General features: G+C 51.9%; 27 protein-coding genes and 1 pseudogene. 15 read left to right on the forward strand and 13 right to left on the reverse strand.

Annotated features, from left to right (window positions below):
* Positions 1 to 187: 187 nt before the first annotated feature.
* Positions 188 to 1,276, reverse strand: coding sequence for a mandelate racemase/muconate lactonizing enzyme family protein (locus tag QKW35_RS10345; RefSeq protein ID WP_282352868.1), 1,089 nt, complete (start codon positions 1,274 to 1,276; stop codon positions 188 to 190).
* Positions 1,277 to 1,762: 486 nt separating this feature from the next.
* Here QKW35_RS10345 and QKW35_RS10350 point away from each other — a divergent pair, with 486 nt between their 5' ends.
* From QKW35_RS10350 to QKW35_RS10375, 6 genes are all read left to right on the forward strand, one after another.
* Positions 1,763 to 2,734, forward strand: coding sequence for an ABC transporter substrate-binding protein (locus QKW35_RS10350; protein WP_282352870.1), 972 nt, complete (start codon positions 1,763 to 1,765; stop codon positions 2,732 to 2,734).
* A 190-nt stretch (positions 2,735 to 2,924) separates the two neighbouring features.
* Positions 2,925 to 3,959 (forward strand): ABC transporter permease, encoded by a 1,035-nt coding sequence (locus QKW35_RS10355; RefSeq protein WP_282352872.1) that lies wholly within the window; start codon positions 2,925 to 2,927, stop codon positions 3,957 to 3,959.
* 11 nt (positions 3,960 to 3,970) lie between these two features.
* Positions 3,971 to 5,038 (forward strand): quaternary amine ABC transporter ATP-binding protein, encoded by a 1,068-nt coding sequence (locus QKW35_RS10360; protein ID WP_282352874.1) that lies wholly within the window; start codon positions 3,971 to 3,973, stop codon positions 5,036 to 5,038.
* Positions 5,039 to 5,078: 40 nt separating this feature from the next.
* On the forward strand, positions 5,079 to 5,849 hold the full coding sequence (locus tag QKW35_RS10365; RefSeq protein ID WP_282352876.1) for an SDR family oxidoreductase: 771 nt from the start codon (positions 5,079 to 5,081) through the stop codon (positions 5,847 to 5,849).
* 141 nt (positions 5,850 to 5,990) lie between these two features.
* Positions 5,991 to 6,260, forward strand: a complete 270-nt coding sequence (locus QKW35_RS10370; RefSeq protein WP_282352878.1) for a hypothetical protein — start codon at positions 5,991 to 5,993, stop codon at positions 6,258 to 6,260.
* A 259-nt stretch (positions 6,261 to 6,519) separates the two neighbouring features.
* Entirely contained in the window at positions 6,520 to 7,851 is a 1,332-nt protein-coding gene (locus tag QKW35_RS10375; protein ID WP_282352881.1) for a tetratricopeptide repeat protein, read from the forward strand.
* A gap of 244 nt (positions 7,852 to 8,095) precedes the next feature.
* On the opposite strand, the gene QKW35_RS10380 is transcribed toward QKW35_RS10375, so the two are convergent.
* On the reverse strand, positions 8,096 to 8,953 hold the full coding sequence (locus tag QKW35_RS10380) for a LysR family transcriptional regulator (RefSeq protein WP_282352883.1): 858 nt from the start codon (positions 8,951 to 8,953) through the stop codon (positions 8,096 to 8,098).
* A gap of 208 nt (positions 8,954 to 9,161) precedes the next feature.
* On the reverse strand, positions 9,162 to 10,070 hold the full coding sequence (locus QKW35_RS10385; protein WP_282352885.1) for a HalD/BesD family halogenase: 909 nt from the start codon (positions 10,068 to 10,070) through the stop codon (positions 9,162 to 9,164).
* 513 nt (positions 10,071 to 10,583) lie between these two features.
* On the opposite strand from QKW35_RS10385, the gene QKW35_RS10390 reads away from it, so the two are divergent.
* Positions 10,584 to 11,465, forward strand: a complete 882-nt coding sequence (locus QKW35_RS10390) for a HalD/BesD family halogenase (RefSeq protein WP_282352887.1) — start codon at positions 10,584 to 10,586, stop codon at positions 11,463 to 11,465.
* Positions 11,466 to 11,525: 60 nt separating this feature from the next.
* Here QKW35_RS10390 and QKW35_RS10395 read toward each other — a convergent pair whose 3' ends face one another.
* From QKW35_RS10395 to QKW35_RS10410, 4 genes are all read right to left on the reverse strand, one after another.
* Positions 11,526 to 12,389, reverse strand: coding sequence for a LysR family transcriptional regulator (locus QKW35_RS10395; protein WP_282352889.1), 864 nt, complete (start codon positions 12,387 to 12,389; stop codon positions 11,526 to 11,528).
* A gap of 117 nt (positions 12,390 to 12,506) precedes the next feature.
* On the reverse strand, positions 12,507 to 12,977 hold the full coding sequence (locus tag QKW35_RS10400) for an HAD family hydrolase (protein ID WP_282352890.1): 471 nt from the start codon (positions 12,975 to 12,977) through the stop codon (positions 12,507 to 12,509).
* A 35-nt stretch (positions 12,978 to 13,012) separates the two neighbouring features.
* Positions 13,013 to 13,330 carry an antibiotic biosynthesis monooxygenase family protein gene (locus QKW35_RS10405; RefSeq protein WP_282352891.1) on the reverse strand — a complete coding sequence of 106 codons (318 nt, stop codon included), beginning with the start codon at positions 13,328 to 13,330 and terminating at the stop codon, positions 13,013 to 13,015.
* Between the two features lie 170 nt (positions 13,331 to 13,500).
* Positions 13,501 to 13,890, reverse strand: a complete 390-nt coding sequence (locus QKW35_RS10410; RefSeq protein WP_282352892.1) for a TonB-dependent receptor — start codon at positions 13,888 to 13,890, stop codon at positions 13,501 to 13,503.
* Positions 13,891 to 14,104: 214 nt separating this feature from the next.
* Here QKW35_RS10410 and QKW35_RS10415 point away from each other — a divergent pair, with 214 nt between their 5' ends.
* Positions 14,105 to 14,980, forward strand: coding sequence for an SEL1-like repeat protein (locus QKW35_RS10415; protein ID WP_282352893.1), 876 nt, complete (start codon positions 14,105 to 14,107; stop codon positions 14,978 to 14,980).
* A gap of 170 nt (positions 14,981 to 15,150) precedes the next feature.
* On the opposite strand, the gene QKW35_RS10420 is transcribed toward QKW35_RS10415, so the two are convergent.
* Complete coding sequence (locus QKW35_RS10420) at positions 15,151 to 15,732, reverse strand: TetR/AcrR family transcriptional regulator (RefSeq protein ID WP_282352894.1); 582 nt, start codon at positions 15,730 to 15,732, stop codon at positions 15,151 to 15,153.
* Positions 15,733 to 15,871: 139 nt separating this feature from the next.
* Between QKW35_RS10420 and yghU the strand changes: the two genes are divergently transcribed.
* The 3 genes and pseudogenes from yghU to QKW35_RS10435 all read left to right on the forward strand — a co-directional run.
* The gene (gene yghU / locus QKW35_RS10425) at positions 15,872 to 16,738 is read left to right on the forward strand and encodes a glutathione-dependent disulfide-bond oxidoreductase (RefSeq protein ID WP_282352895.1); all 867 of its coding nucleotides are present in this window, start codon (positions 15,872 to 15,874) and stop codon (positions 16,736 to 16,738) included.
* A 12-nt stretch (positions 16,739 to 16,750) separates the two neighbouring features.
* On the forward strand, positions 16,751 to 17,422 hold the full coding sequence (locus tag QKW35_RS10430; protein WP_282352898.1) for a glutathione S-transferase family protein: 672 nt from the start codon (positions 16,751 to 16,753) through the stop codon (positions 17,420 to 17,422).
* Positions 17,423 to 17,573: 151 nt separating this feature from the next.
* Positions 17,574 to 17,759 (forward strand): annotated as a pseudogene (locus QKW35_RS10435) (Na+/H+ antiporter NhaA); the annotation flags it as partial.
* 111 nt (positions 17,760 to 17,870) lie between these two features.
* Here the strand turns inward: QKW35_RS10435 and QKW35_RS10440 are convergent.
* Positions 17,871 to 18,341 carry a hypothetical protein gene (locus QKW35_RS10440; RefSeq protein WP_282352900.1) on the reverse strand — a complete coding sequence of 157 codons (471 nt, stop codon included), beginning with the start codon at positions 18,339 to 18,341 and terminating at the stop codon, positions 17,871 to 17,873.
* 341 nt (positions 18,342 to 18,682) lie between these two features.
* Here QKW35_RS10440 and QKW35_RS10445 point away from each other — a divergent pair, with 341 nt between their 5' ends.
* The 3 genes from QKW35_RS10445 to QKW35_RS10455 all read left to right on the forward strand — a co-directional run bounded on the left by QKW35_RS10445 (position 18,683) and on the right by QKW35_RS10455 (position 19,792).
* Entirely contained in the window at positions 18,683 to 19,078 is a 396-nt protein-coding gene (locus QKW35_RS10445) for a MerR family transcriptional regulator (RefSeq protein ID WP_282352902.1), read from the forward strand.
* A 70-nt stretch (positions 19,079 to 19,148) separates the two neighbouring features.
* Positions 19,149 to 19,559 carry an organomercurial transporter MerC gene (merC, locus tag QKW35_RS10450; protein ID WP_282352904.1) on the forward strand — a complete coding sequence of 137 codons (411 nt, stop codon included), beginning with the start codon at positions 19,149 to 19,151 and terminating at the stop codon, positions 19,557 to 19,559.
* Entirely contained in the window at positions 19,559 to 19,792 is a 234-nt protein-coding gene (locus tag QKW35_RS10455; protein WP_282352906.1) for a GDCCVxC domain-containing (seleno)protein, read from the forward strand. Before merC ends, QKW35_RS10455 begins: the two co-directional genes overlap by 1 nt.
* 68 nt (positions 19,793 to 19,860) lie before the next feature.
* Here QKW35_RS10455 and QKW35_RS10460 read toward each other — a convergent pair whose 3' ends face one another.
* Both QKW35_RS10460 and QKW35_RS10465 read right to left on the reverse strand, forming a co-directional pair.
* Entirely contained in the window at positions 19,861 to 20,616 is a 756-nt protein-coding gene (locus tag QKW35_RS10460; RefSeq protein ID WP_282352908.1) for an Asp-tRNA(Asn)/Glu-tRNA(Gln) amidotransferase subunit GatC, read from the reverse strand.
* A 225-nt stretch (positions 20,617 to 20,841) separates the two neighbouring features.
* Positions 20,842 to 22,206, reverse strand: a complete 1,365-nt coding sequence (locus QKW35_RS10465) for a DUF3422 family protein (RefSeq protein WP_282352910.1) — start codon at positions 22,204 to 22,206, stop codon at positions 20,842 to 20,844.
* A 145-nt stretch (positions 22,207 to 22,351) separates the two neighbouring features.
* Between QKW35_RS10465 and QKW35_RS10470 the strand changes: the two genes are divergently transcribed.
* Positions 22,352 to 23,290: a LysR family transcriptional regulator gene (locus QKW35_RS10470; protein ID WP_282352912.1), complete on the forward strand. Its 939-nt coding sequence runs from the start codon at positions 22,352 to 22,354 to the stop codon at positions 23,288 to 23,290.
* A gap of 329 nt (positions 23,291 to 23,619) precedes the next feature.
* Here the strand turns inward: QKW35_RS10470 and QKW35_RS10475 are convergent, their stop codons facing one another.
* Together QKW35_RS10475 and QKW35_RS10480 are read right to left on the reverse strand one after the other, a co-directional pair.
* Positions 23,620 to 25,035, reverse strand: a complete 1,416-nt coding sequence (locus tag QKW35_RS10475) for an NAD(P)/FAD-dependent oxidoreductase (protein ID WP_282352914.1) — start codon at positions 25,033 to 25,035, stop codon at positions 23,620 to 23,622.
* A gap of 155 nt (positions 25,036 to 25,190) precedes the next feature.
* Complete coding sequence (locus QKW35_RS10480) at positions 25,191 to 26,093, reverse strand: LysR substrate-binding domain-containing protein (RefSeq protein ID WP_282352916.1); 903 nt, start codon at positions 26,091 to 26,093, stop codon at positions 25,191 to 25,193.
* Positions 26,094 to 26,127 lie beyond the last annotated feature (34 nt).

Consider the following 26,127-nt stretch of genomic DNA (forward strand, 5'->3'; position numbering starts at 1 on the left):
CGTTGATAGGCATACGTTTTCCTTAACATCGCGTGTACTTCCATCAGGGGAATAGCGTCAATCTGATGCCTATCCTCACACAATCACTGTGTAGTGTGAAGAGGTAAGCCATTGTTTGTAGTCACAAAAAAGGCCGGTCTTCTCAGACCAGCCTCTCTCGCTCAGATGTATTGGTAACGGATAGCGCTTACCCCTTAATCCGATGCCCTTCGATAAAGTCATAATCGAAGGTGAAGCCCAGCCCCGGTGCTTCCGGCATCAGGATGTCGCCCTCTTCGATCTGCATCTCTTCGTTGTAGAGTGGTGAGAACCAGTCCACGTGTTCTACCGAGATACAGTTGCTGGCAGATCCGGCGATGGCGAGGCTCTGTTCGGTAAAGATATGGGTGGAAATTGGGGTGTGGTAAGCAGATGCAATTGCGGCTGCACGGCGAAATTCACTCAGGCCACCGATACGTTGCAGGTCTGGCATCAGTACATCAACGGCACGTTTATCGAGGATGTCTTTCATACCAAAGCGGGTGTAGTCGGTTTCACCGCTGGCAACAGGAATGTTGATCGCTTCCAGAATACGGGCGTGTCCGACGAGGTCATTGGCCGGTACCGGTTCTTCCAGCCAACCGATGTTCAGGTCTTCCAGCTGGCGGGCCAATGCGATTGCCTGTCGTGGCGTCATGGACTGGTTGGCATCGGTCAGGATTTCGATATCATCACCCACTGCTTCACGCAATGCTCGGGCACGGGCCACGTCCTCACGCGGATTTTCTTTACCCAGGCGTAGCTTCATAGATCGGAAGCCCTGCTCGATAAAACCGTGGGCTTCATCGATTAGTTCGTCGATAGACGCAGACAACCATAGGCCGCTGCTGGCGTAGGTTTTCACGCGGTCACGGCAGGCGCCAAACAGCTGGTACAGCGGCATGTTGGCCTGTTTGCCGATCAGGTCCCAAAGAGCGGTATCGATAGCGGAGATCGCGGATACTGTGACGCCCTTTTGGCCCAGCGGGTTACAGTCGACCCACATCTGTTCCCAGATTTTCTCGACGTATAACGGGTTCTGACCGATCAGGAACTGGGTCAGGCTGTTGATCATCGCTTCGAACACGGTCAGACGTGCTTTGTTGAGGGCAAAGACGTAGTTCTCCCCCACCAAGCCGGTATCGGTTTCGATCATCACCAGAACACAGCCGACGGACTCGGTTTTATGGATCGCGGTGATCAGGGGCTTCTGCAGGGGAATCTCCACCTGCATCGTTTTTACATTGGTAATCTTCACGCGTACTCCCGCCTTTCAGATCAGCCAGGTAATCAACACGTCTGCTGGGACGTAAATAACATCAACGGGCTTATACAGTTAAAACGCCGTCTGTTTTTATAGTTGCTTGTCTGACTTGTTATTTTTGTTACCAGCCATTCCGCTGACTGGAAGCTATCGTTAGGGGCATCCTAGAACAGCCAAAAACACAACTGAAATTTAAAATCGTTAACGTTTCCTTAAATTTTATTTATGCCCCGCCCTGCCAAGCCCCATGTCGCTTAGAAAACAAGCACCTACCCGGCCTTCCCGCCCCACATAAATTTCATTTAAGTTCTTTCCAATAATTATAAATTTAACAACGGGTCATGCACGGTTCTAGTATCAGCCATAGAAGTTTTCGATCAGACAAATCTAAACATCACGTGGATTGTGTGGCTGAGGTAATCCTCCCAACAAGCAGCAATCCACCTGGTTAAGTAACAATAAAAATTAAAGGAAACGACTATGAAAAAATCACTCCTGGCATTTGCTGGTTTTATCGCTGGTACTTCCATGATGTCCACTGCCGCACACGCTGACTGCGGTGAAATCAGCATCAGTGAGATGAACTGGGCGTCCTCCCAGCTGGTAACTTACGTATCCAAATTCCTGCTGGAAGAAGGCTACGGCTGTAAAGTACAAACCGTTCCAACCTCGACTGTGCCTTCTGTAACGTCCGTAGCGGAGACCGGCAAGCCGGATATCGTAACCGAGCTGTGGCTGAACTCCGTGCCGCTGTACACCAAGCTGGAAGAGCAAGGCAAAGTTGTGACCGCAGCCAAGATTCTGTCTGACGGTGGCCAGGACGCATGGTGGATTCCTAAATACCTGGTAGATAAGCACCCAGAGCTGAAAACCATCGAAGGTGTACTGGCCAATCCAGAACTGGTGGGTGGCCGTTTCCACAATGCGCCTAACGGTTGGGGCATCCGTATCAAGAACGACAACCTGATCAAGGCGTTCGACTTTGAAGGCCACAAGATGGGCGTCTTCAACCACGGCTCCGGTGAAACCCTGGCTGCCTCCATCGCGTCTGCTTACAACAACAAAGAACCTTGGTTCGGCTACTACTGGGCGCCAACCTCCGTTCTGGGTAAGTACGAGATGGTTGCGGTCGATCTGGGCCCTTACGACGATGCGGCTCACACCTGTGCTCAGAGTGAAGAGTGTGCGAACCCACAGAAAACCTCCCTTCCGTCTGCACCGGTTGTGACTGCAATCACCGCCGATCTGGCGAAGCGCGCACCTGAAGTACTGGAGCTGATGAAGAGGGTGACCTTCACCAACGCCGAAATGGGCAAACTGCTGGCTTGGCAGGAAGAGAACAAGGCCTCTTCTGAAGAGACCGCGGTTCACTTCATTACCACTCAGCAAGGCACCTGGTCCCAGTGGATCAATGACGATGCCCGTAAAAACCTGGCGGGCCTGCTGAACTAAGCAACTGCCGATGGGGCTTGTGGCTCACACAGCCGCAAGCTCCTCTCCCCTCGCGTATTGGCTACACAGACTGCTGCCCATGGGCTTTGTGCTCCAGCATCTCAACCCAAGTAGCGAAGTAGCGACACCCGCCCACGAGCCGACGTTCAACCAGGCGGGGCACTGAATAAGAATAAACAGGATAAGAACAATGGCATTCTATGATTCGATTTTCGATTCGCTAGGGTTAAAAGAGTGGTGCGGCGCCGATGCCAAAGGTGGCCCGATGACCATGGCGGAACTGCTGACCCGCAGCAAAGGCACCCAGGCAGAAGAAACCTCTGCCTGGAACGTCCCCTTCCCGTCGCTGGATGAGCTGCACGCCTCGTGCAATGCGATCCCACGTACACGAGATATGACCTCGGGTGTCGAGCAGTTTTTCCTCGACATCAAAAGCAGCCTGCAGTTTGTGCTTGATCCGCTGACCCAGCCTCTGAGCTGGTTGCTGGACGGATCGATCTGGATGTTTGTGTCCATACCGTGGTGGCTGCTGATTGCCCTGACGCTGGTCGCGGTACAGTTTATTACCCGCTCCAAAAGCGCCACCCTGCTGGTTGCGTTTACCTGGCTGTTTATGGCGTTTATCGACCACTACACCTACGCCGTACAAACCATGGCGATCATCTTCGTCTGTACCGGGCTCAGCGTACTCCTGGGGGTACCGGTAGGTATAGCGATGTCGAAGAACGACCGTCTGCAGAAAGCCGTGATCCCGGTGCTGGATATGCTGCAAACGCTGCCATCGTTCGTGTACCTGATCCCATTGATCTTCCTGTTCAGTGTGACTGAATCCAAGCTCTACGGTATCGCCATCATCCTGTATGCGATCGTGCCGGTGATCCGCCTGACCGATCTGGGTATTCGCCTGGTTGATCAGGACATCATCGAAGCCGCCAACGCCTTCGGTATGAGCGCCCGTCAGAAGCTGCTCAGCGTAGAGCTGCCACTGGCCCTGCCGAACATCATGGCCGGTGTGAACCAGACCATCATGATGTCCCTGGCGATGGTGGTCATTGCATCGCTGGTATCCGCACCGGGCTTGGGTGTGTTGGTACTGCGCGGCATCAACAACCTTGAATTGGGTGTAGGCCTGGTATCCGGCTTCTGCATCGTAATCCTGGCCATCCTTCTTGACCGTGTCAGCAAAGCCACCCTGGCCCGCGTTGACGTATCACAGCAGAACTGAGGGCGCTGACGATGACTGCAAATGTAAAAGTATCGATTAAGAATCTGTACAAGATCTTCGGCTCCGATCCGAAATCAGCGCTGGTACACGCCAAGAATGGCATCGAGAAAGCAGAACTGTTGGAACAGCATGGCCACGTGCTGGGCCTGAAAGATATCAACATCGACATAAAGGATGGCGAGATCACGGTGATCATGGGCCTGTCCGGCTCCGGCAAATCCACCCTGATCCGTCACTTTAACCGCCTGATCGAACCGACCGACGGCCAGATCCTGATCGATGGCGTGGATGTGATGACGCTCTCTGACAACGACCTGCGTAAACTGCGTCAGCAAGGTATGTCGATGGTGTTCCAGAAGTTCGCCCTGCTGCCACACAAAACCGTGCTGGAAAACGCCGGCACCGCCCTGCGCGTGCGTGGTGAAAGCAGCGAAAATGCCGATCAGGAAGGCCGTAAGTGGCTGGACCGTGTTGGCCTGGCAGGCTTTGAAGATCACTATCCTCACCAGCTGTCTGGCGGTATGCAGCAGCGTGTCGGTATCGCCCGCGCGTTGACCTCCAACTCGGCGGTAATGCTGATGGATGAAGCCTTCTCGGCACTCGATCCGCTGATCCGTACCGATATGCAGGACCTGCTGCTGGAGCTACAGAAAGAGCTGCACAAAACCATCATCTTTATCAGCCACGACCTGGATGAAGCCCTGAAACTGGCAGATCACCTTGTAATCCTGAAAGACGGTGAAGTGGTGCAACAGGGAGAGCCACAGCACATCCTGCTCAACCCATCCGATCCGTATATCGAGGACTTTGTCAGCGACATCAACCGCGCCCGCGTACTGCGTGTCCGTTCGGTGATGCGCCCGCTGTCTGACAGCACCGCCGCCCATGCCGGTACGGTCGATTACAACGACACGCTGGAAGATGTGATCTCCCACTCCGACGGTGACACCAGCAAAGTGTATCTGGTGAAGAACGGCAGCGAAGCGGTCGGCACCATCTGCATGAAAGATCTGGTGCGTGCGCTGGTACCTCGCGCGCCGTCTGAAGACGGTGTACGTGGTCAGGTCAACGCGGCGTAAGCAAACAACAAAAATAAATACGAAGTAAAAGGTGTAATGAATGAACGTATCTCTTGCCGGAAAACGAGTAGTGATCACCGCCGGTGGCGCGGGTATGGGTCGCGCCACCGCCCTGGCGATGCACAACCTGGGCGCCACCGTGTTTACCTGTGATTTGGATGAAGCGGCGCTGGCAAGCCTGCCTGACGAAATCACCACCTTTATGTGTGACGTATCCGATCCGGCGCAGGTGGATGCGATGTTCGACCAGATCCTGCCGGACGGTCTGGATATTTTGGTGAACAACGCGGGTATCGGCGGGCCAACAGCGCCCATCGAAGATGTGAGCAATGACGAATGGCGTCAGTGCATGGGCGTATGTATCGATGGTCAATTCTACTGCGCACGCCGCGCAGTGCCGGTATTTAAGCAACAGCAGTCGGGTGTGATCATCAATCTGGTATCTGCTGCCGGTATCCTGGGCTTCCCAAACCGTAGCCCCTACGTCGCGGCGAAATGGGCGGTTACCGGCCTGACCAAAACCCTGGCGATGGAACTGGGCCCGGACAATATCCGCGTAAACGGTATCGTACCGGGTAACGTGAATGGCGAGCGCATGGAGCGCATCATCAAGGCCCATGCAGAAGCCGAAGATATCGATCCGGAAGAGGTACGCCGCCTCTACGCCATCGGCACTTCTATGCAGTGCTACGTCGATCCGGAGGAGATCGCGGATATGATCTGTTTCCTCTGCTCCGATTACAGCCGCCATGTATCGGGCCAAATCGTCGGTGTGGATGGTTTTACAGAAACACTGTATCCGCGTACTTAACCCCCACCTTCATCAACAGCGCCATGTCCAGAACCCGGCGACCTGCTGGGTTCTTTTCTCAGTGCTTCTCTTACCTCGTAACTCTAAAACCTGTCTTATCCTGATATAAGCACCACCGTGCTTAAGCATTGGGAGTCAGAGATGAACGATAAGACACGCATCCTAACCAACGCAGATATCTCCGAAATACATATCGCTCCACCTCCAGGACACCTGCATCTGCGTACAACAATTAAGCTGAAATCCGGCGAAGAGATCGTGCTACAGGAAGCCACAGTCGCAAACCTCGTACGGGCCTATATCGGGATCAAAACCCATCCCCAACAGACCAGCTGTCGATTAGTTGGGCAGGAGTTGGAAAAGGGTGAAATGAAGAATGGCTTCGCAAATTGGCAGCTGCTTGAGGAATAAGCTGGAAAGAGATTAGTTGCCTCCCCTAAAGCAACAAAAGCTGCATGATCGCTCCTAGAAGGCCACGTTGAATTCAAACCTGGCATCCTCAGCTTTCCTACCGCGTTTCTTGCTTCATTAGGCGAACAGCTGAACTACAATTTCATTTAGTTTTATCGTCATTAATAACGAGGCAACCGAGCGAAATTGCGAAGCTTAAACACCACTTTGAGCAACATCGTTCGTTTGAGTCATCAGGACACAGCGGGAGGCTTCGGTAATGTTATCTGACCAACAAGGCAATCCTCTCTCCGGCGCAACGCCAACAGCGCTAGAGCAATACAACCAAGCCGTCATAGCCTTCAATCTCTATCGCGGTGATCCCTTTGCGCATTTGGATACCGCCATCGAAGATGCGCCAGACTTTGCGATGGCGTATATCCTGAAAGCATATCTCTGCGCCACGGCGACTGAACCTGACGCCGTGCAGGCAGCGCTGTCGAATGTTGATAAAGCCAAATCGCTATCACTCAACGACAGGGAAAGATCCCATATTGCTGCACTGAACTTGGTGCTCAACGGTAACTGGGATGCTGCCGCTATCGCCCTGGATCATCACAATGCCGCCTACCCCCTGGATCTTGTCGGAATACAGTGTGGTCATTTGATGGACTTTTACCGGGCCAATGCCAGAGGATTACGCGACCGGATCGCCCGGGTCTTACCCAAATGGTCTCCCGAGATTCCCGGCTATTCGATTTTGCTGGGTATGTATGCCTTTGGCTTGGAAGAAAGCGGCAATTACGGACGTGCAGAAGAGAATGGGCGTCAGGCGGTTGAAATGGAACCGCTTGATTGCTGGGCCCATCATGCCGTTGCGCATGTTATGGAGATGCAGGGCCGGGTCGAAGATGGCGTTGGTTGGATGACCACGCGAGAGCCCTATTGGTCAGGAGAGGACAACTTTTTCAAAGTGCACAACTGGTGGCATCTGGCACTCTACCATCTGGACCTGGGTCAAACCGACGCAGCACTGGCACTCTATGACGGCCCGGTCCGGGAGGATCGCAGTGCCGTTGCACTCGATATGGTCGACGCCTCTGCGCTCCTCTGGCGCTTAGCATTGCTGGATTGCGATCTTGCTGACCGCTGGCAAGAGCTGGCGACGATGTGGGACCAGCACGCCGATGGAAAGCTATATCCCTTCAATGATTGGCATGCGGTGATGGCCTATTTGGGTGCGGGACGGAGTCAAGAGGTGGAGCGTATTCTCACAACCTACAAAGCACTCACCTCTCCGGTAAATCAGGTGGAGATGTGGGCACAGCAAGTAGGCCTCCCCCTGGTCGAGGGTTTCGCGGCCTTCTGGCATGGCGACTACAAACAGGCGGCAGAAAAGCTCTACAGCGCGCGCGTGATCGTTAATCGTTTTGGCGGTAGCCATGCCCAACGTGACATCATTGATTGGACGCTGACAGAAGCGGCGTTACGTGGCGGATTAACCGATCTGGCTGAAGCGTTAGCGAACGAGCGGCTGGCACTGAAGCCACACAGTTTGATGAACCGAAACTTCCTTTCCCGTGCAGGATCGGGATCGGCAGTTGGTCACTAAAAAATCCTAAGCACGGGATGCAACCCATTCAATAGAGCCTAAGAGGTGGTTGTGAAAATATTCGGGGCGGTCGTCGCACTCTGTTTGGCTTTTTACCTGTTTTTTGAAGCGCACGGCATGAAGGGAATGGGCCTGGGACGCTTCGGTTACATAGTGGGCGCCATTGTGTTGATTGCAGTCACAATCTTTCTATTTGTGCCCGAAAACAGGGACGACTAATAAGACCTATGACCTTTCTCCGAGGTTACGCCTGCCCCAGTTTCACCACCTGCTGCAGCGTCTCTAACGCCATTTCCAACAATTCTGAGTTGATCGGATCCTTGGGATACGCAAGGTACACGGGACGGCTAAACGTTGGTGCACCGTCCACGTAGAACAGCCGTTCCTGATCGACGAAACGCTCAACCATGCGCTCCGGAAAGTAACCTGCACCGCCGTAGTTAAGGATGTAATCCAAGCCAACCATGCCGATCCCCACCGACAGACGCGGTGCCTGCGTATCCGGGTAGGCCAGCGCATGCGCTTCACGGAACTCGTCACCCCAGTCCACAAAGACGTAATCGGCTACCCAGCCCTTCTGTACGCCACGTGGTTCGGTCGCCACCAGCACCAGTGTATCCTCCATCAGCAGTTCACAGTGAAGCTCTGCCTGCTGACGCTTTACGTAGGTCAGCGCCAGATCGAGCTCACCATCGGCGAGTTGAGCCAGCAAACTGTCGGAGTAATCCATCACCACGCGTGTACCGATGGCCGGTGCGTTGTTCTGCATCTGCTCGATCCAGGCAGGCGTAATCTGCTGCCAGAGATTAAGCTGCACGCCTAAAGAGATCATCGCTTCGAGCTCTTCGGGTAACGCGATCTCCTGCTTTGCCTGCTCCCAGGCACGCACCGCCGTCGTCGCATAACGCACGAAGTTTTTACCTGCGGGGGTCAGCTCGGAGCCATCACGTTTACGATGAAACAGCGTGGTGTTGAGCAGATCTTCCAGCACCTTGATTCGGGCACTGACGGTTGATTGGGTAATATGCAGATTTTCAGCTGCAGTCTGAAAACTGCCATTGCGGGCAACTTCAAGGAAGGCCTTCATATGGTTGATGTTCATACAGCATAGCCATTTATTATTTTTGTCTTGAGCTTAGTAATATTTGTTTTTTTGATCAACAAACATATTGGAAGGCGTCGTGAACAGGCAATTACTGACGCCTAACTCACTGACACTGAAACAAAAAAGGGCAGCCCCTATCCTCAGAGCCACCCTGAAAGTCTGCATAATATGAAGGCATTCGCGTCAGCGTCCTGACGCGACGGTGTTAGTCGATCAGATCGTCAGGACGGTTCGCCTCGCGCTCGTAGTGGATTGGCAGTGCACGCCCGTAAAACTGTTTAGCGCGCTCTGGGCGATTTACAGAATCCGGCTCTCGCATGTAGGTCGGCAGCGCAATGTAACGGGACGTCTTACCTTCCACCGGGGTTACACGGTGCATCGAAAAGCGACCTTTAAAGATCTGCATATCACCCGGACGCAGTGCCAGTGAATGCACCTTGCTATAGTCACCGTTCAATACACGCGCAACCTCGTCCAGGTTCTCGTTTTCAGGGGTACGCAGGTCTGGGTAGTATTGAAACTCACCGCCCTTCTCCGGTTCCTGAACCAGAATAGACACGGTGAATTCGTTACCGTCAAAGTGCCATGGGAAGTAATCGCCTTCATCCATGATGCTGTATGGGTTGCTGCCCAGCGGATCAGCCCAACGGTAAATCGGTGCAATCCCTAAGCAGTCAGACACAAACTGCAAAATCACATCATTATCGTAGATGGCACGCAGGTCGGAGTACTGTTCCAGGATGTCGGAGTTCACAAATCCGCTGGAGCGTTTTTCGAAGAAACGCGCCGGGTGATCTTCAGGAAGTGATGTATCTTCCTTAGTCATATATGGGTTGTGGCTGTCTTCAGACCAGTAGATTTCATCGCGCTGACGCTCGACTTCCTGGCGCATGCGCTCAATGGATTCCGGCTTGATGATGTCCGGGATACGGCAGCAACCCACAGCATCCAGCTCTTTGCGGCACTGGTCCACCAGCGCTTGACGTTTTGGGGATTCCAGATCGTGGATCGGGTAGGTTTCCAGATCGACCAGATCTTCCAACTCAGGCATTACAGACGGCGCTACTGTGAGCTCAACTGCATTCTGTTCGTTAATGCTAACTGCTTCTGTCATGATTCAACCTTTTTTATTTTTCGCGTTGGTAAATATTCAGTGGCCCACAGCCACAAAACCAATTTAGTTAAAAATCATGTTCAGAAAAAACAGATATATGGATGGTTAAAATTAAGTTTTTCGATATGTGAGCCACATCGACAATCCCTTCTAGTTTTCCAAACCAAGAATGGACACTAAATCTTTTAAATATCAAATATTTACTAAATCCACACATCAATTTACAATTTCCTCACAAGCACAAAAACCGGCATCAAATCGATATTTTCGATCCATAAAATCAATTTATTTTGATCGAGACACACTTCTTTTAAAAACGCGTAACCATCGCAAAAAACATTCTCAACTATTTAAAATTGCAATACTGCATCCGGAGCACTTCTGCAGCCCCCATCCGCTCTACATTATTTAAAAAATCGATTTAAAAACGCGGTTTTCTTCGTTTGCCGCCAGGCGTTTCCCGCGATGAATATGTGGCCATTCCATGACAAAAATAAACCTAAAGAGGTCCCTATGACTGCCACAACTCAGAAAGACTATGCTCAGCAACTTGAACGCCTGGCTCAGATCGTTGATTTGGACAAATACCCAATCCACGATCTGGAGCACCCCGTGACCCAGGAACTGGTCGCTCGTTGCCGTGAACAGCTGGATGATATCGGCTGCAGCGTTATCGCTGACTTTGTCCGCCCGGAAGCTCAGGAACGGATGCGCTTGGAAGCACGCCGCCTCCTGCCGTGTATCTTCCGCTCCGAGCAGGAGCACAACCCATACATGACGAAGAAAGACGATCAGCTGTCTAACGATCATCCCAACCACTACCTGCAGCGGCGCACCGCGGGCTTCGTCAACACCGATATCATCCCGGAAGACTCCGACATGCTGGGGATGTACGACAACGACATCATGACCCGCTTTGTGGGTGAGTGTCTGGGCATCTGGCCGATTTACACCTGGGCTGATCCGCTGGCGCGTTGCCCGTACGGTATTCTGGAAGACGGCGATTACTTCCCGTGGCACTTTGACGGTAACGAGTTCACTGTCAGCGTATCTGTGGAACAACCGGCTGAAGGCGGTATCTTCGAGTACGCACCAAATATCCGCACCAAGGAAGATGAAAACATCGAAGCGGTGAAACGCGTGCTGAATGGAGATAAAGAAGGGGTCTACGAGCTGGAATGGAAACCGGGCTATCTACAGCTCTTTAAGGGCCGCTATGCGCTGCACCGCGTGCAGAAGGTGAAAGGCCCGGGCGCCTGGATCACGGCCCTGCCAACTTACATGACCGATCCGGATACGGTGAACCGCCCGGAGCATTCCAAGCAGTTCTACGGTCGTGCTCTGCCGGTCCACTTTGAGCGCGAAGCCAACCGTCCGGACACCCTGCTGGACTAAATCGTTTTTGCGAACGCCCCTTCAACGTAAAAAGCCTTCCAACAGGAAGGCTTTTCTTTATCAGGACACCTGGATATTACTGACCTGATTGCGGATCTCATCGGCGAAACAGCGCACCGCCTCACTCACGTCCCCGGGGCTCATATGCAGTTCGATCTCGATCTCTCCCAAGTCCGGCAATCCTTCTGACGGCTTGATCACCCGCCACTCATCTTTCACCAGTGACTCGGACAGCGCCGAGATCGCCAAACCATTGGTGATCGCAATATCAAAGCCGGTCACGCCCTGACACTCGAACGAGACAAACCAGTCCTTCTCGTTCTGATTCAGCTTCTCGACGATGTTATGTCGGTAGGCACACCCTTGCTCGTACAACGCCAACGGAATCGGCTGACTGATATCCAGTTGGTAATCCTTGGCGGCCACCCAGCAGATCTTCTCGCGGCGCACCAGCTGGCCACCGGATTCCTTCGGATCACGGGTTGCCAGAATCAGATCCAGCTCGCCTTCCCGCAGGCTTTGGTAAAGGTTGTGGCTGTTGTCATTTTTGATCTGGATACGGATCTTCGGAAAGCGGCTGATGAACTGTTTCAGAGAATTCAGGATATAGGCACGCGCATAGCCATCGGGGATGCCAAAGCGCACCACGCCCGATACCTCTTCGTCACTGATCGCGTTAAAGGCCTCTTCCGACAGATTGAGAATCTTGCGGGCATAAGAGAGCAGGATCTCGCCCTCGTGGGTAAGGGTAAACTGGTTATAGCTGCGGTTAAGCAGTTGCTTACCCGTGCCCTCTTCCAGCTTCTTCAACTGAATGCTGACCGCCGCCTGGGTACGATGCAAAGACGCTGCGGCTTTGGTGATACTGCCCGCATCCACAATCGCCACAAAGGTTGCCAACTGGCCGAAGTCGAGCCTTTTCATAGGTTATCCAAAGCCACGTTATTCCAATCACTTGAATGTATCACTCAATCCTAAGCTTTGTAATGTGGAATACGACATGTGGGCGAGCGATAAGACCACATGCCGTATCAGCCGTTTCTAAGCGCACAGCGCTCGCAGGCTTCCGATGATTTGCACATTCTCAGGGGCGATTTTCTGTTCATCACGACATAACCAGATCGGCTTAATCCCGGCAGCCAACGCAGGCTCAATATCCTTAGCCAACGTATCACCGACCATTGCAATGCGCTCTTTTGGGATACCCAGCCGATCAATAATTGCGGGCAGAAACTCCGGCATACCCTTAGCTAACCCCAAGTTTGCCTGGCAGAAGTAACCCGAGATGTACTGACTCAATCCGACACGTGCAAAGGCTTTTGCGATATCCGCTTCACTGGAATCCGCAGCACCGGTGGCGATGTAAATCTTGGCATGCTGTGACAGATAACCCAGCGCCTCTTTGGCCCCATCAACCGCCTCAACCACCTCCCAATCACACATCTTCCCGGGTACATCTGGGAAGTCGATCATGAGCGTATCGCCCCAATCAAACAGGTAAGTATCGATCATTGAACTGCCTTGTAGACTTTCAGTGGGATTGGCGGTCAGATACCGTAATCACGCTCAACCTTGGCGATGCGTGTTTTGAAGGAGGAATACCAGCGCTCATGCCCGAGTTTTTGCGCTTCCAGATGTTCCAGGTTTGCTTTCCAGTTCTTGATCGACTCAAGATCAGACCAATAGGAAACGGTAATACCCACCTCTTCCCGTGCGGATTCCACCCCCAGAAAACCAGGTTGTTCTGAAGCCAGCTTCACCATTCTTTCAGCCATCTCACCGTAGCCGTTGTCGTCGTTGGTGCGAAGAGAAGTAAAGATAACTGCGTAGTAAGGAGGTTCGGGTGTTTCTGCGATGAGTGTCACTGTGAATTCCTGGCGTGGGTGTTATGGTATGCCTACTTGCCTGCAGATGGTTTGAGTATGGCCCCAAATCATCTGCAGCAGGCGGATACACAAAGCGGATATTGTATGCCCCTGAAACCTGCCTCAACAAGCCGTTAATCACACTGATTCATTGCACGTGAAAAGTCCGCCTAGGCTCCGTCAGTTACATCTCTTGTGCACTTGATAAACTCGATACTCATCAGCACAACGCCCATAAACACCGTTATAGAGGCCGCCGCCAGTACCGGATCAAGCGTTTCCGCATCTAGAAACTCACCGTATAGGAGAAACAGTCCCGGGAGCAAAACCACAGCCCCCGCTTGATGAAGGTAAAACTGCACACATGCCAACCTTGACGTCGAGTTGTTAAGCCAGAGCTTATGGCATAAGCCATACAGAAACGACAGTAGGAAACCAACCAGCATAATATGGGCGTGTGTCACAAACTGTCCGTGATTGCCCGACGCCGCCATATATATGCCCAAAAGCAAGCCCAATATCGCATAACCAAACGCTGTTAATACAAACTTACGGTCCATAAACAACCCTCTGTACACAAGTTGCTACAGAAAGTGTAGACCAGAGATACATTCCGCCTGTAGGCGCGAGAAATCTTTAACACACATTGCTGTGATCCGGTACACAACTGCTTCCGGCCGAGCCTATCGGCTTATGTTTTTCTACACATAAAGCTCAAACCGCCCATCACCAGTCGTCTATAGTTCTACAAGTTGAGTGACTGGAAGCGCTACGATGAAAACCAAGCCGTTACTGCTGATCTCCCTCCTTTGCTTGCCATTAGCGGGCTGCAATACGCTAAAAGAGTGGCTTCCTCTGCAGGACGCTGAGCGACAAGCCCCCAACAGCGCTGAGCCCGAGCTATCCAGTGCCGATATCTACTATCGGTTGGGTGTGCGCCTTGCCAGTGGCAACGATGGCGATCCCAATTATCCTCGTGCGCTGGATGCGTTTCAGAAAGCGGCCGACCTGGGGCATGTGGAAGCGCAATACATGTTGGGTACGGCGTATCTCAACGGTAAAGGTACTCAACCAGATACAGAGCAAGCAGTTAAATGGTTGGAGAAGTCCGCACAAAAGGGGCATGCACAAGCGCAGTACGCACTGGGAAATATCTATCTGAACGGACGTGGCGTTTCGCCAGAAGAAGCCTGGGGCGTGCACTGGTTGATGCGATCTGCAAAACAGGGGCATGGCCCCGCCCAGTTAGCAACCGGTGTCGCCTTTGCGACCGGTATGGGGGTTGTCCAAGACTTGGGGGAAGCCTCAATGTGGCTACGGTTGGCACAGAGTAATAACCAACCACAGGCGCAAGCCTTACTGAATAGGCTCCACACTAAGATGAGCGCCGACGAAATCGCGCAAGCAGACGCACGCTTTAATCGCTGGTCCCCACAGCGTTACACAACAGTCATTTCTCCCGCTGAAATCCGGTTTGTACAACACTGCCTGAACCTGTTGGGTTTCCCATCAGGATCAATCGATGGTTTGCTGGGGCCAAACACCCGTAAAGGAATTGCGGCGTATACGTCAGACCGTGGATTGTCTGACATTGGCAATAAGCTAAATACTGACCTGATCAGCGCGATCAGGTCAGAAATGGGGGCGTGACCTGTACTAACTCAGATCTGACCTTACCTCGCGTTTAGGATGACATCAAAGCAAGGTTGCCTGCCGGTGAACCAAAGGGGCACAAGGACGTACGGACGTGAATAGCCTAGCTATGTCGCTTTGCAGACACTCTCAGCAATTTGCGTTAAGAAGCAAATACCGCCCTGATATCATTTTAAACAGTTAAAAAGATCATCTATCAAATCATTAACACTGTTTTCAGAATTACTAGTCCGTGCGTACAGACGCAAACCAATTAGCTGCATCTGAATCAACCGAGCCAACCGTTGCGGGTCTTTAGAGGAATCAATTTCACCTGCTTGCTGGGCCTGAGACAACAGATCAGCGAACGCGTTTTCCATAACCTTTAGCAAGCGTTTTGATTCCTCTAGCAGCTCTTCGTTTTCTTCAGTGAGTTCAGAGACGGTCTTAACCAGCATACACATCTCATTAGGGGCCTGATTTTTCCCCTGCTGAACCACCAACTTCACAAAGTGTTTCATCGCTGCTAGGGGGCTTGGTGTCGCTTCAACAGATGCTTGCAATCGCTTCAGGCTGCCGTCGGCGTAACATTGAAGAGTTTCCTTGAACAAACCCTCCTTACTACCAAAAGCGGCATAAATACTACCAGGACGCATATCGATATGGTCTTGAAGGTTACGCATTGAGGTTGCATGAAAGCCTTTTTCCCAGAACAGATTGGTCGCCTGGTTTATTACCAACTGACGATCATGCTTCAACTTATTAGCCATATGAAAATTTTTATTTGAAAGTGTATTCAAATTTTATATTGAACACTCGTTCAAGTCCAGATAGGATAACCTGAACGATCGATCAATTACAGACTCAGAAGCATTTAAAAATTTGCGTAACGGACTTGGTAGATAAACTATGGGCATCCAATACACACCACCAGAAGTCTGGACCTTTGATGAAACGAACGGCGGTACTTGGGCGAAAGTTAACCGTCCTACCGCTGGCGCTACACATGAGGCGATTCTTCCAGTTGGAAAGCAACCACTACAGCTCTATTCAATGGGCACACCAAACGGACAAAAAGTCACCATCATGCTTGAAGAGCTGTTGGCTCAGGGGGTATCAGAGGCCGAGTATGATGCACATTTGATTAAAATTAGTGACGGTGATCAGTTCTCTACAGGGTTTGTAGCGGCGAACCCTAATTCAAAAATCCCGGTGTTGATTGATCACTCAGCACAGGATTCCCCTGTTCGTGTATTTGAATCCGGCAATATTCTTTTATATCTCGCTGAGAAGTTTTCCAAACTACTGCCTGCAACGTCCGCCGAAAAGACAGAAACCTTAAACTGGCTTTTTTGGTTACAGGGTTCTGCGCCCTACCTAGGCGGTGGTTTTGGTCACTTCTACGTATACGCCCCGGAAAAGATGGAATACCCGATTAACCGTTTCACTATGGAGGTAAAGCGCCAGTTGGATTTGCTGGATAAGCAGCTGGCAAACCAGCAGTACATTGCAGGTGATTATTACAGTATTGCTGATATAGCAATCTGGCCCTGGTATGGAAATCTGGTCCTTGGAAATCAATACAATGCCGCAGATTTTTTGGATGTTAATAGTTATCCAAACCTACAACGCTGGGCAAAAGAGATAGAACAACGCCCGGCTGTTCAACGAGGGCGTATTGTTAACCGAACCTGGGGCGAAAGTTGGGAGCAACTAGCAGAAAGACATAGCGCTTCTGATATTGACCACGTTCTAAAACTTAAACCCCGAAATTAAAAAGTGAAGACGATGCTGAAATTTTACTTTCACCCTACCCCTAATCCTATGAAAGTCGCTCTGTTTCTCGAAGAAGCAGGCTTATCCTATGAATTAGTGCCTGTTGATACGTTGAAGGGAGAACAACATACACCTGAATATAAATCGATTAACCCAAACAGCAAGGTACCCGCCATTGATGATGATGGCACCGTGGTGTTCGACTCTACCGCCATCCTGCTGTATCTGGCAGAAAAGCATGACGTATTTCTGGGTGCTAAGGAAAATCGTGGCGAGCTTCTGTCATGGTTGATGTTCATTGCCACGGGATTGGGCCCCTATTCTGGCCAGGCGGTTCACTTTCAGCGTTCAGCCCCCGAGAATATTCCTTACGCCGTTAACCGCTATCGCAAAGAGGCGATTCGCCACTATCAGGTTCTGAATGATCGGCTAGAAGGCAGGGATTTTCTGGTTGGAGATTGCTTTACTCTGGCGGATATTTCAGCTTGGGGATGGATAGACCGGGTGACCCCAGTTCTAGGTGAAGGAGAGCTGGAAAATTTCCCTGAGCTCCAGCGCTGGTTTACAACAGTGGATGCACGCCCATCTGTAAAGAAAACCCGGGCCTTGGCTCAAGAATACAGTTTCAAATCAGATATGGATGAAGAAGCGAAGCGAGCTCTGTTTCCGCAGAATTATCAATAGCAGCCCCAGTCCAGTTCCTGATAAAGCCTGGGTCAACCAGGCTTTATAGTTGTGAGGGCAACGAACAGTTTCTCAACAGCGAGAATATATTCGATCTAATATGGAGCGAAGTGATTGTGTAAACCTCCCCTAAAATAGCGGCAGCCTACTCGCCGGAATCGGCTTCACCATGGCTCTGTTTATAGCGAACCTCGCTTATAACCAGAATATTGTTGATAGCGCTAAACTGGGAATATTCCTAGCATCCATTGTTTCCGCAGCGGCGGGTCTCGCACTGTTAATGTGTTCGCCTGAACGTGGCAATATTTCCTCAAGTGAGCCGCGAATCAAACGGTGAGTCATACCATCATTGAGCAATGACAACCGTTGTAGTGTGTGTAGCCAAGAGCATTTATAAATGCATTCAAAAAAGGACGCGAAAAACCGTCAACGAAGTTCAGGATGGACATTATTCTTTTTTTTCGATGTCCTTCTTGATTGTATCCAATCTTTCTTTTTGCTCCTCGCTATTTTGCATCTGCATCGAACCAGCTTTGCGAGTAGCAGTAAAACGCTCAGTGCTATCAAGTGCCTCAGATAGTTCTGCCAGCCTTTCGTTGATTGAACGAAAGAGCGTCGAGTCCAGCCTATCCACATTTTTAAGTGCTTGGGTTGCCTGCCTGAGCAGGAGAGGAAGTGATTCCAGAATAGTGTCTTCTATGGGTTGCTTCGCTAATTTGGACTGTAGTTTTGTGCGATCCTCTAGCCATACCAAAAGCTCTTTAACCTCCTCAGTGAATAGTTCTGCCGCAACATGAGGAGGGAGGCGGTCAACTCGGGCATTGAATGAGGCCACAGTGATGTGAATTTCCTTACCTGAAACTTTATCTTTGATAATGCGAATGCAGTTAATCGTGTCGCCTTTGGTAATGAATTCCATAGCTACTTCCTCGTGACAGAGCACCTTCTCGATCTCTATCAGCTTCAGAGACAACCTAAAAAATAGACCTAGAGAAGAACAATTACCAATAGATAGTCTTGCGCCCATGTCTGTGGGGTAGCTGCGAGTTGGAGAGGATCACCAACAAAAGTAAAAATCAGGTGGAGGTGAAAGTCTGGTTTGTGCCGATAAGCGACCGTCCTGGTCACTATGGCAGACGGTAGGCAGACCATAAGGCAAAGAAGTCGGTTTTCGACCCCAAACGGGCGTTCACATTAATTTGTGTTGGAGGCTATAGTAAGGATCACTCCCCAAGCAATGAGATGTGATGATCAAAATCAATGGACAAATTGACTATCAGCACAGCGGCTAAACAGGCTGGTGTGGGCGTAGAGACCATAAGGTATTACCAACGTATTGGGCTTATCCTGGAGCCTGCGAAGCCTGCTTCTGGGTATCGAACATACACTGACCAAGATGTGCAGCAGATACAGTTCATACAACGCGCGAAGAAGCTCGGATTTAGTCTTGTTGAAATCAAGACTCTGCTTTCCCTTGGTGAGGGGAGCTGTGACCAAACCAAGCAATTGGCGTCCAGTAAGCTTGATGATGTGAAAGGTAAAATAAAAGATCTCCGTGCAATCAAATATACGCTGGAAACACTGATCAGTTCATGTGAAGACAACAGCTCCAACTCTTCCTGCCCAATCATTGACGCCATTTCACAGGGCAAGTGATTCATGCTTGATTCCGTACCATAGTACGGAGTTTATACTCAACGTATCGATTAATTTTGAGATGTAGGGTATGCAGTTATCAATACTTACCGAAAAGCTGGGGGCGCTGGGAACTATCGTCTCGGCTATGGGGTGTGCGTCATGCTTTCCCGTGCTGGGTGCTCTTGGGTCCGCCTTAGGAATGGGATTCTTGGCACAATTTGAAGGTGTTTTCATCAATACCTTACTACCGCTATTTGCGGCCATTGTGCTCGTCGCTGCCTTAGCCTCATGGTGGTCACATAAACGCCACTTGAGAGGTATTTTAGCCATTGCAGGACCTATTATGGTGCTGGCCACTTTGTACCTGTTCTGGACGGACGCATGGAGCACCTACATGTTTTACGGAGCCCTTACGCTCATGTTTGGTGTAGCGGTCCGGGATCTCACTTCACCACCTCACCGGGTTTGCCAAACGACTAGACAGAGCAAGGAGTCGTAGTGAACAACAAGATCATTTTGGAATCGACTATTACCTGCCCAGAGTGCGGCCATTCAAAAATGGAATCCATGCCCACCGATGCGTGCCAATGGTTTTATGTGTGTGAGGGGTGCGGTACGTTACTGAAGCCACTTCCTGGCGACTGTTGTGTCTATTGCTCCTATGGCACAGTACCTTGCCCTCCAATACAGGAAGGTACAAGTTGTTGCTCATCTAGCAATACCCCTAACTGAAGGGGCACACTTTGTGCCGACAGCGGACATAGAATGTCTGATCGCGTTGAATTACTACACCTGAGCCGTTATTCCTCTTCCGGCTCAGGCGCGTCATCCATCGCTTTTACCGCAGCGACAACCTCGTTGTCTTCACTGATACCCAGCAATTCGTTGACCGCATCCATCATCTTATCTTCGCTATCCAGTTCCTTGTTGCTGGCAGCTTCCAATGAACTTCGGGCAACAGCGGCCAGGGTTTCCACATCCGCTTCGTCTTTCTCTTCGCCCTGCTCCAGATTGCCGACAATCTCGGACAGCTCAGCCTGAATTGCCTTTCGCTCCTGATTGGTCAATTCAGGGTTATCCAGTTCTGCCAACAGATCACTGATACGTTCGGCATCATCGTCCGATACGCTGGATGCCAGCACCGCGCGCTCATAGGTGGCGATTAACCCTACGCGGGAGTGAGGCGCTGCGTGAGCATGTGCGGTTGCTGATGCATGGGCGGCGTTCAGGCTGCCTTTCAGCTTGCCGTTGTCATCGTGATAGCCATATTCGTATTTGTCATGTCCCTTACCCTGACCTGGGTGGCCGTCCGAGTCGTCGGCACCTTTTGCCTGGCCACCGTGTCCGCCCTTCTCGCCCCCATGTCCGCCACCGTTGCCATTACCACCGCCATTTCCGTTACCGCCTCCGTTGCCGCCACCATTACCGCCCTTGGCATATACAACTGCACTTGAATCCAGGTCAAAAACGGCGCTACCTAAAACCGGCGTCAGTGCTAACGCTGTTCCGAACAGAGCCCCTGTAAATAAAGTCTTTAAACTAGAACCTGTACCCATTGGGAATTCCCTCGATCTGGTCACAAAGGATATTGGCGCCCTGACGATCAAACGCCGCCGGTACAAACTGCGCATAACTCGCACATACCTAGTAGCTTAGTGAATAATCGACAACGGCATTGACACTATCTTGCGTAATGAGTGGAAGTATCTTGGCACAATGAAAAAAGGAGCCCTTATGGCTCCCCTTTAAACACCTCTCTGAAATGACCTGTAGCTCCTATGTTATTTCCACTTCGACTCCATCTTTTTCAGACGCTTCTTCCAGCGTCTCGACAAGCCCCACACGGCACCTAATGCAATCGGTACACAGATCGCCACAGCCAGTGGTTTGTTAAAACCTTCAGCAAAGATAGACACACCACCCAACAGTTTTTCCACCAGCGCAACCAGGTAGTAGCTCAGCACCATCACAGACAAGCCTTCTACTGTCTGCTGCAGGTTCAGCTGCAACTTGGCACGACGATCCATGGAGATAAGCAGTTCGTGGTTCTGCGCTTCAATCGACATATCCACGCGGGTACGCAGAAAGTCACTGGCACTGTCGATACGACGAGCCAGGTCGTCCATGCGGCGTTGGGCAGCCTGAACGGTGCGGAACGCAGGCAGCAGGCGGCGATCGATAAAAGCACGTACCGTTTGCAGCTCGCTGATCTCGCGCTCTTCCAGTTCGGCCAGGCGGCTTTCGACCAGGTCATAATAGGCGTGAGTGGCATCAAAACGGTAACGGGTATCGGCGATCATTTCGGAGATCGCCGCAGCCATAGCGGAAAGTTCATTCAGGCGGACTCGCTCATCCTCAGCGCTACGGATGTCCCCCATCTGCCGCACCGCTTCGGCCAACTGACGCTCCATACCGGTTACCTTACGGCTGATCTCGCGTGCCAGCGGAAATGCCAGCAACATCATGTTGCGGTAGGTTTCCAGCTCTAGCAGTGCACGCAGCACACGGCCGGCCTGACACTCGTTCAGGTCTTTACTCAGCACCAGGATGCGGTTGAAGTTATCACTGTGCAGGCGAAACGCACTCCACAACGACGCCCGTCCTGCGCCGATCTGTGATCCGATCAGGCGCTGTCCTTCAAACCAGGGACGCAACACCTGCGGCGTTACGTCTTCATTCAGCGCATCACGCATTTCGACGTGTACGGCAGCAATCAACTGCCCCGGTAGCGATGACAACCAGTCCTGCGGTAACAGATCGATCGGTGGCGCCTGGAACGGCACGGCAGCCTGGTCGTGTACAATCACGGTATAGCTGCAAAACTCGAAATGCTGTTCCCAGCGCACTTCAAATTCACCAAAATCCTGGTAAAAACAGGTGTCCCCGTCACGGGGGCCGTTCACGCTATAGCGCTCGCACAAGGTGCGGAGGTGTTCCCGTGTTGCTGCGGCCGTGCAGCTGACGTCGTGCTTCAGTGCGATATGGGATACGCACAACGGCGTGGAGACCACGGGGAACGGACGGTTGTGCAGCTCCGCATAACTGGCGCGGAAATTATCGTGCAGTGTGAAGGGATACGGTTCATGGTATACCTCTGTCCGAGCTTTCGGGATCTCTGCATCGTACAACTCAACGCTACTGTTCATCGTCTCCGGGTCTCTCATCACTGATTATTAAAACGGGCAGATCGAACTAGCCTTCCTAGTTTATAGACCAGCTCTACACTCACTAATATAATTCTTTTAACGACTATACTTTTACATATCTAAACATAAAAACCACGGAGACAACATGGGTAAGCGTAAAGCGGCACTCTCGGGCCAACTCGCCGATCTGGACCTGCGCCTGCTAAGGGTATTCAAGGCAGTCGTGGAATCCGGCGGTTTTACCCCAGCCGAGGTTGAACTGAACCTCGCCAACTCAACCATCTCCAACTACATCTCCGACCTGGAAAAACGTCTGGATATGCGCTTGTGTAATCGCGGGCGCGGCGGTTTCTCCCTGACCGATCACGGCAAGGTGGTATATGAAGCCACACAAGATCTGCTTAGCGCCGTGGACCAGTTTCGTAACCGTGTAAACATCTCCCACGAACGCATCCTTGGCCATCTGCATCTGGGGTTTGCCGAACACATGTTGGGGGCCTACCGTTCCTGCATTATCGAGGCGTTACGGCTCTATACCGAGAAGGCACCGGATGTACGCGTGCGTATCACCAGCATGAGTTCCGATGATGTGGTACCTGCGGTGCTGGATGGCCGCGTGCAGATCGGTATTTCCGTCACCCACCGCAGTATTCCCGAGCTGGATTTCATGCCGCTGTTTGATGAGGAGATGAGCCTGTACTGTGCGAAAGCGCATCCCCTATACGACCGGGATGACAGCAGCATCAGCACCGGTGAGCTACAGCGCTTTAAGTTTGTGGAGTCACCTCGCCTGATGCCGGGCCGGGAGGTGGACCCGGTGATGTCGAGCTGGAACAAACACGCCTCGGCCCACCACCAGGAAGCCCGTGCGGCGCTGATCCTGACTGGACATTATCTCGGCTTTTTACCACAACACTTGGTGAAGAACTGGGGCTGGCTGAATGAGATGCGACCGCTGATGCAGGATCGGTTTAATTACTCCAACAGCTTCTCAGCAATGACCAAGCCCTACCCGGAGAATGACCTGGTGATCGGGACCTTTATGGAGTGTTTGTGGGACGCGGTTGCGAGTGAGACGAACTAGGTAATCGGCACTCTTTTGTAGGGCAGCTTTTAAGCTGCCGGCAGCATGAATGCTGCCCTACAAAAATCCGATCAGCTACAAACAAAAAAAGGGGAAGACAATGTCTTCCCCGAAGGTAAGGTCTATACGGACCAGAGCATAAATTAAGGCTCTAAACCTGCAAACGCGATCTGCGTTAAAAAATGGGGTTGGGTAAACCCTTGAGGCAACTGCACAGTGCAGGAGCCTTAGCCACACTGTACTCACAGAGTCATGGGGTAGATTCTGTGGAATGGGACATTCAGTCCGGCGGCTCCAACTGCCACCGGACTCAATGCATACGGTTTGTATTAACCCAGTTCGTTCTGGGTGATCGGGAAGCCCATCTTCTCGACCAGACGGATCCAAGGCACACGCCAGCCGCCTTTCTCATCCATGGTATCCAGTGCGTACATGGTGATCTTCGCACCGATCCAACGGAACGGCTCAGGTGGAATCCAGTTAGGCTGAGTACGGGCAAACTTCAGTTTGGTTTCCGGAATACCGGTGTTATCCAGTACCGCCAGACCAATACGGGAACCGAAACGGGTCGCGGTCACACCAAAACCAGAGTAACCACCCGCGTACACCATGTCGCCTTTGTAGTAGCTCTGATAGTGCACCGCCATGCGGGTCGTCAGACCGATCGGGCCACTCCATGCGTGGGAGAACTTAACGTCCTTCAGGGTCGGGAAGGTTTTGTAGAAGTTCTTCACCAGGTTCACGAAGTTGTCGGCGGATTTGTCCGCTTTCGGATCGGTATTGTTGTTGAAGAAGTAACCCAGACGACCACCAAACAGGATGCGGTTGTCTGCGGTCAGGCGCATGTAGTTCAGCTGGGTACGGGTATCGTAAACGCCCTGACGGTTCTTCCAGCCGATAGTCGCCAGCTGCTCGTCGGTCAGCGGCTCGGTCACTACTATACGGTCACGGATCGCCGCAACACGGTTCTTGATCTTCTTGCTGCCCGCCGCAAATGCGTTGGTTGCCAGCAGCACTTTGTTTGCCTTAACGGAGCCTTCTGGCGTGTTGACCAGAACGCCCGGCTTCAGGTGTTTGGAATCTTGCAGCGGGGTGTATTCAAAGATGCGTACGCCCTTCTCTTTGGCAATACGCTTCAGGCCCCACGCCAGTTTTGCCGGGTGCACAGTACCACTGCGCTGCTTAGACCACAGACCACCATCAAACAGTGGCGAGTTGATCTCTGCGCGTACTTCTTCGCCGCTCAGCATGTGTGCATCGTGGCCGTGCTCTTTGTACAGTTTGTACTCACGTTCCAGATCCGGGATGCCTTCCTCACCCACAGCAACGGTCAGCTCACCGCCCCACTCGATATCGCAATCGATTTCGTACTTCTCGATAGTTTCGCGGAAGCCGTCCATGTTCTCTTTACCCAGACGTTCCAGCTCAACGATATCTTCCGGGAAGAAGCGGTCGGCGTTTTCCAGGCCGTGTACGACAGACGCAGACAGGATCGCCGCCGGACGACCGGATGCACCGATTGCCACACACTGGGATTCGATGATCACTACATCGCGTTCTGGGTTCTGCTCTTTCGCGTGAATAGCAGCCCACAGACCGGTAAAACCTGCACCTACGATCAGCAGGTCACAGCTAATATTGTCTTTCAAAGACGGTTCCGGCTCTGGTGCAGCTTTGTTATCCAACCAGTAAGGGAAAAATTTGGTTTTCAGAAGAGCCTGCTTAGCATGTTCAGTTGTGCTCATCGGGTGGTACCTGTTTTACGTTATTATTCGATACATCGTTCGGGCGATGCTTTGTTGGTATCTACTATCCTTGTTTCTCGCCAGAGGGTGTATACCCTCCTTAGGGGTGTCCACGGCTTAGAGGCAACAGCATTTGAACCCTCTAACCCCTTGTATTAAAAGGATTCAAGTTCAATGCCCAGCTCATTAAGCTCGTCGTTCAGCCAGCTACAAAAGGCAACAATCGCACTGTTCTCTTCCTGGGTACGACGCACAATCAGTTGCAGATGTTCGGGAATACTCATTTCGGGCAGCAGTCGCATCAGGCGCCCCTCGGTAAGATAGTCAGCCGCGGTAATGGAATCGCTCATCGCTACCCCCTGCCCATAAAGCGCAGCTTCCAGCGCCAGACTGGATTGCTGGTACCGGATCGTCTCCGCTTCGGCCATCAAGCCGGGGGCACAGGATTTAAACCAACGCGTCCAGCGCGGGTTGTCGTCCCCTTTTAGCAATCGAAAGCGAGATTGATTTTCCGGGTCTCTACTCATTGGATCGGGCAGCGTTGGACTGCACACCGGAAACATCTCCACACCATTCAGCAGATAACGTATGTAGTCTTCCGGAACGTCCAACTCATCCCACACACCCAAGGAGATGTCCGCGTACAGATCCTGCACACCGGCGTGCGCTTCGGTGGTCTTGAGTTCCAGCTCGATATCCGGATGAGCTTCGAGAAAACGTCCGATGCGCTTCACAAGCCACTTCGAGGCGATGGAATCGGGAACGGAGAGTTTGAGTATGGCCTGCGTTTTTTGCTTACTCACACTGACAGCAGCATCGGCGATCAGGTCAAAGGCCTGCTTCAATACAGGACCCAGGGAGCGGCCTGATGAGGTAAGGCGCAGTTCCCGCCCCTCTTTCAGAAACAGCTTTACGCCCATGTACTCTTCCAGCACACGGATCTGGTGACTGACAGCGCTGTCCGAGACAGACAGTTCCTCTGCAGCTTTGCCAAAATGTTCGTGCCGGGCAGCTACTTCGAACACCCGTAACGGGTTCAACGGCGGCATACGACGCATAACCTGACCTCTTATTATTGGAATGCAGGAACAA

The organism is Pontibacterium granulatum (genome assembly GCF_029961155.1).
GTDB classification, from domain to species: domain Bacteria; phylum Pseudomonadota; class Gammaproteobacteria; order Pseudomonadales; family Balneatricaceae; genus Pontibacterium; species Pontibacterium granulatum.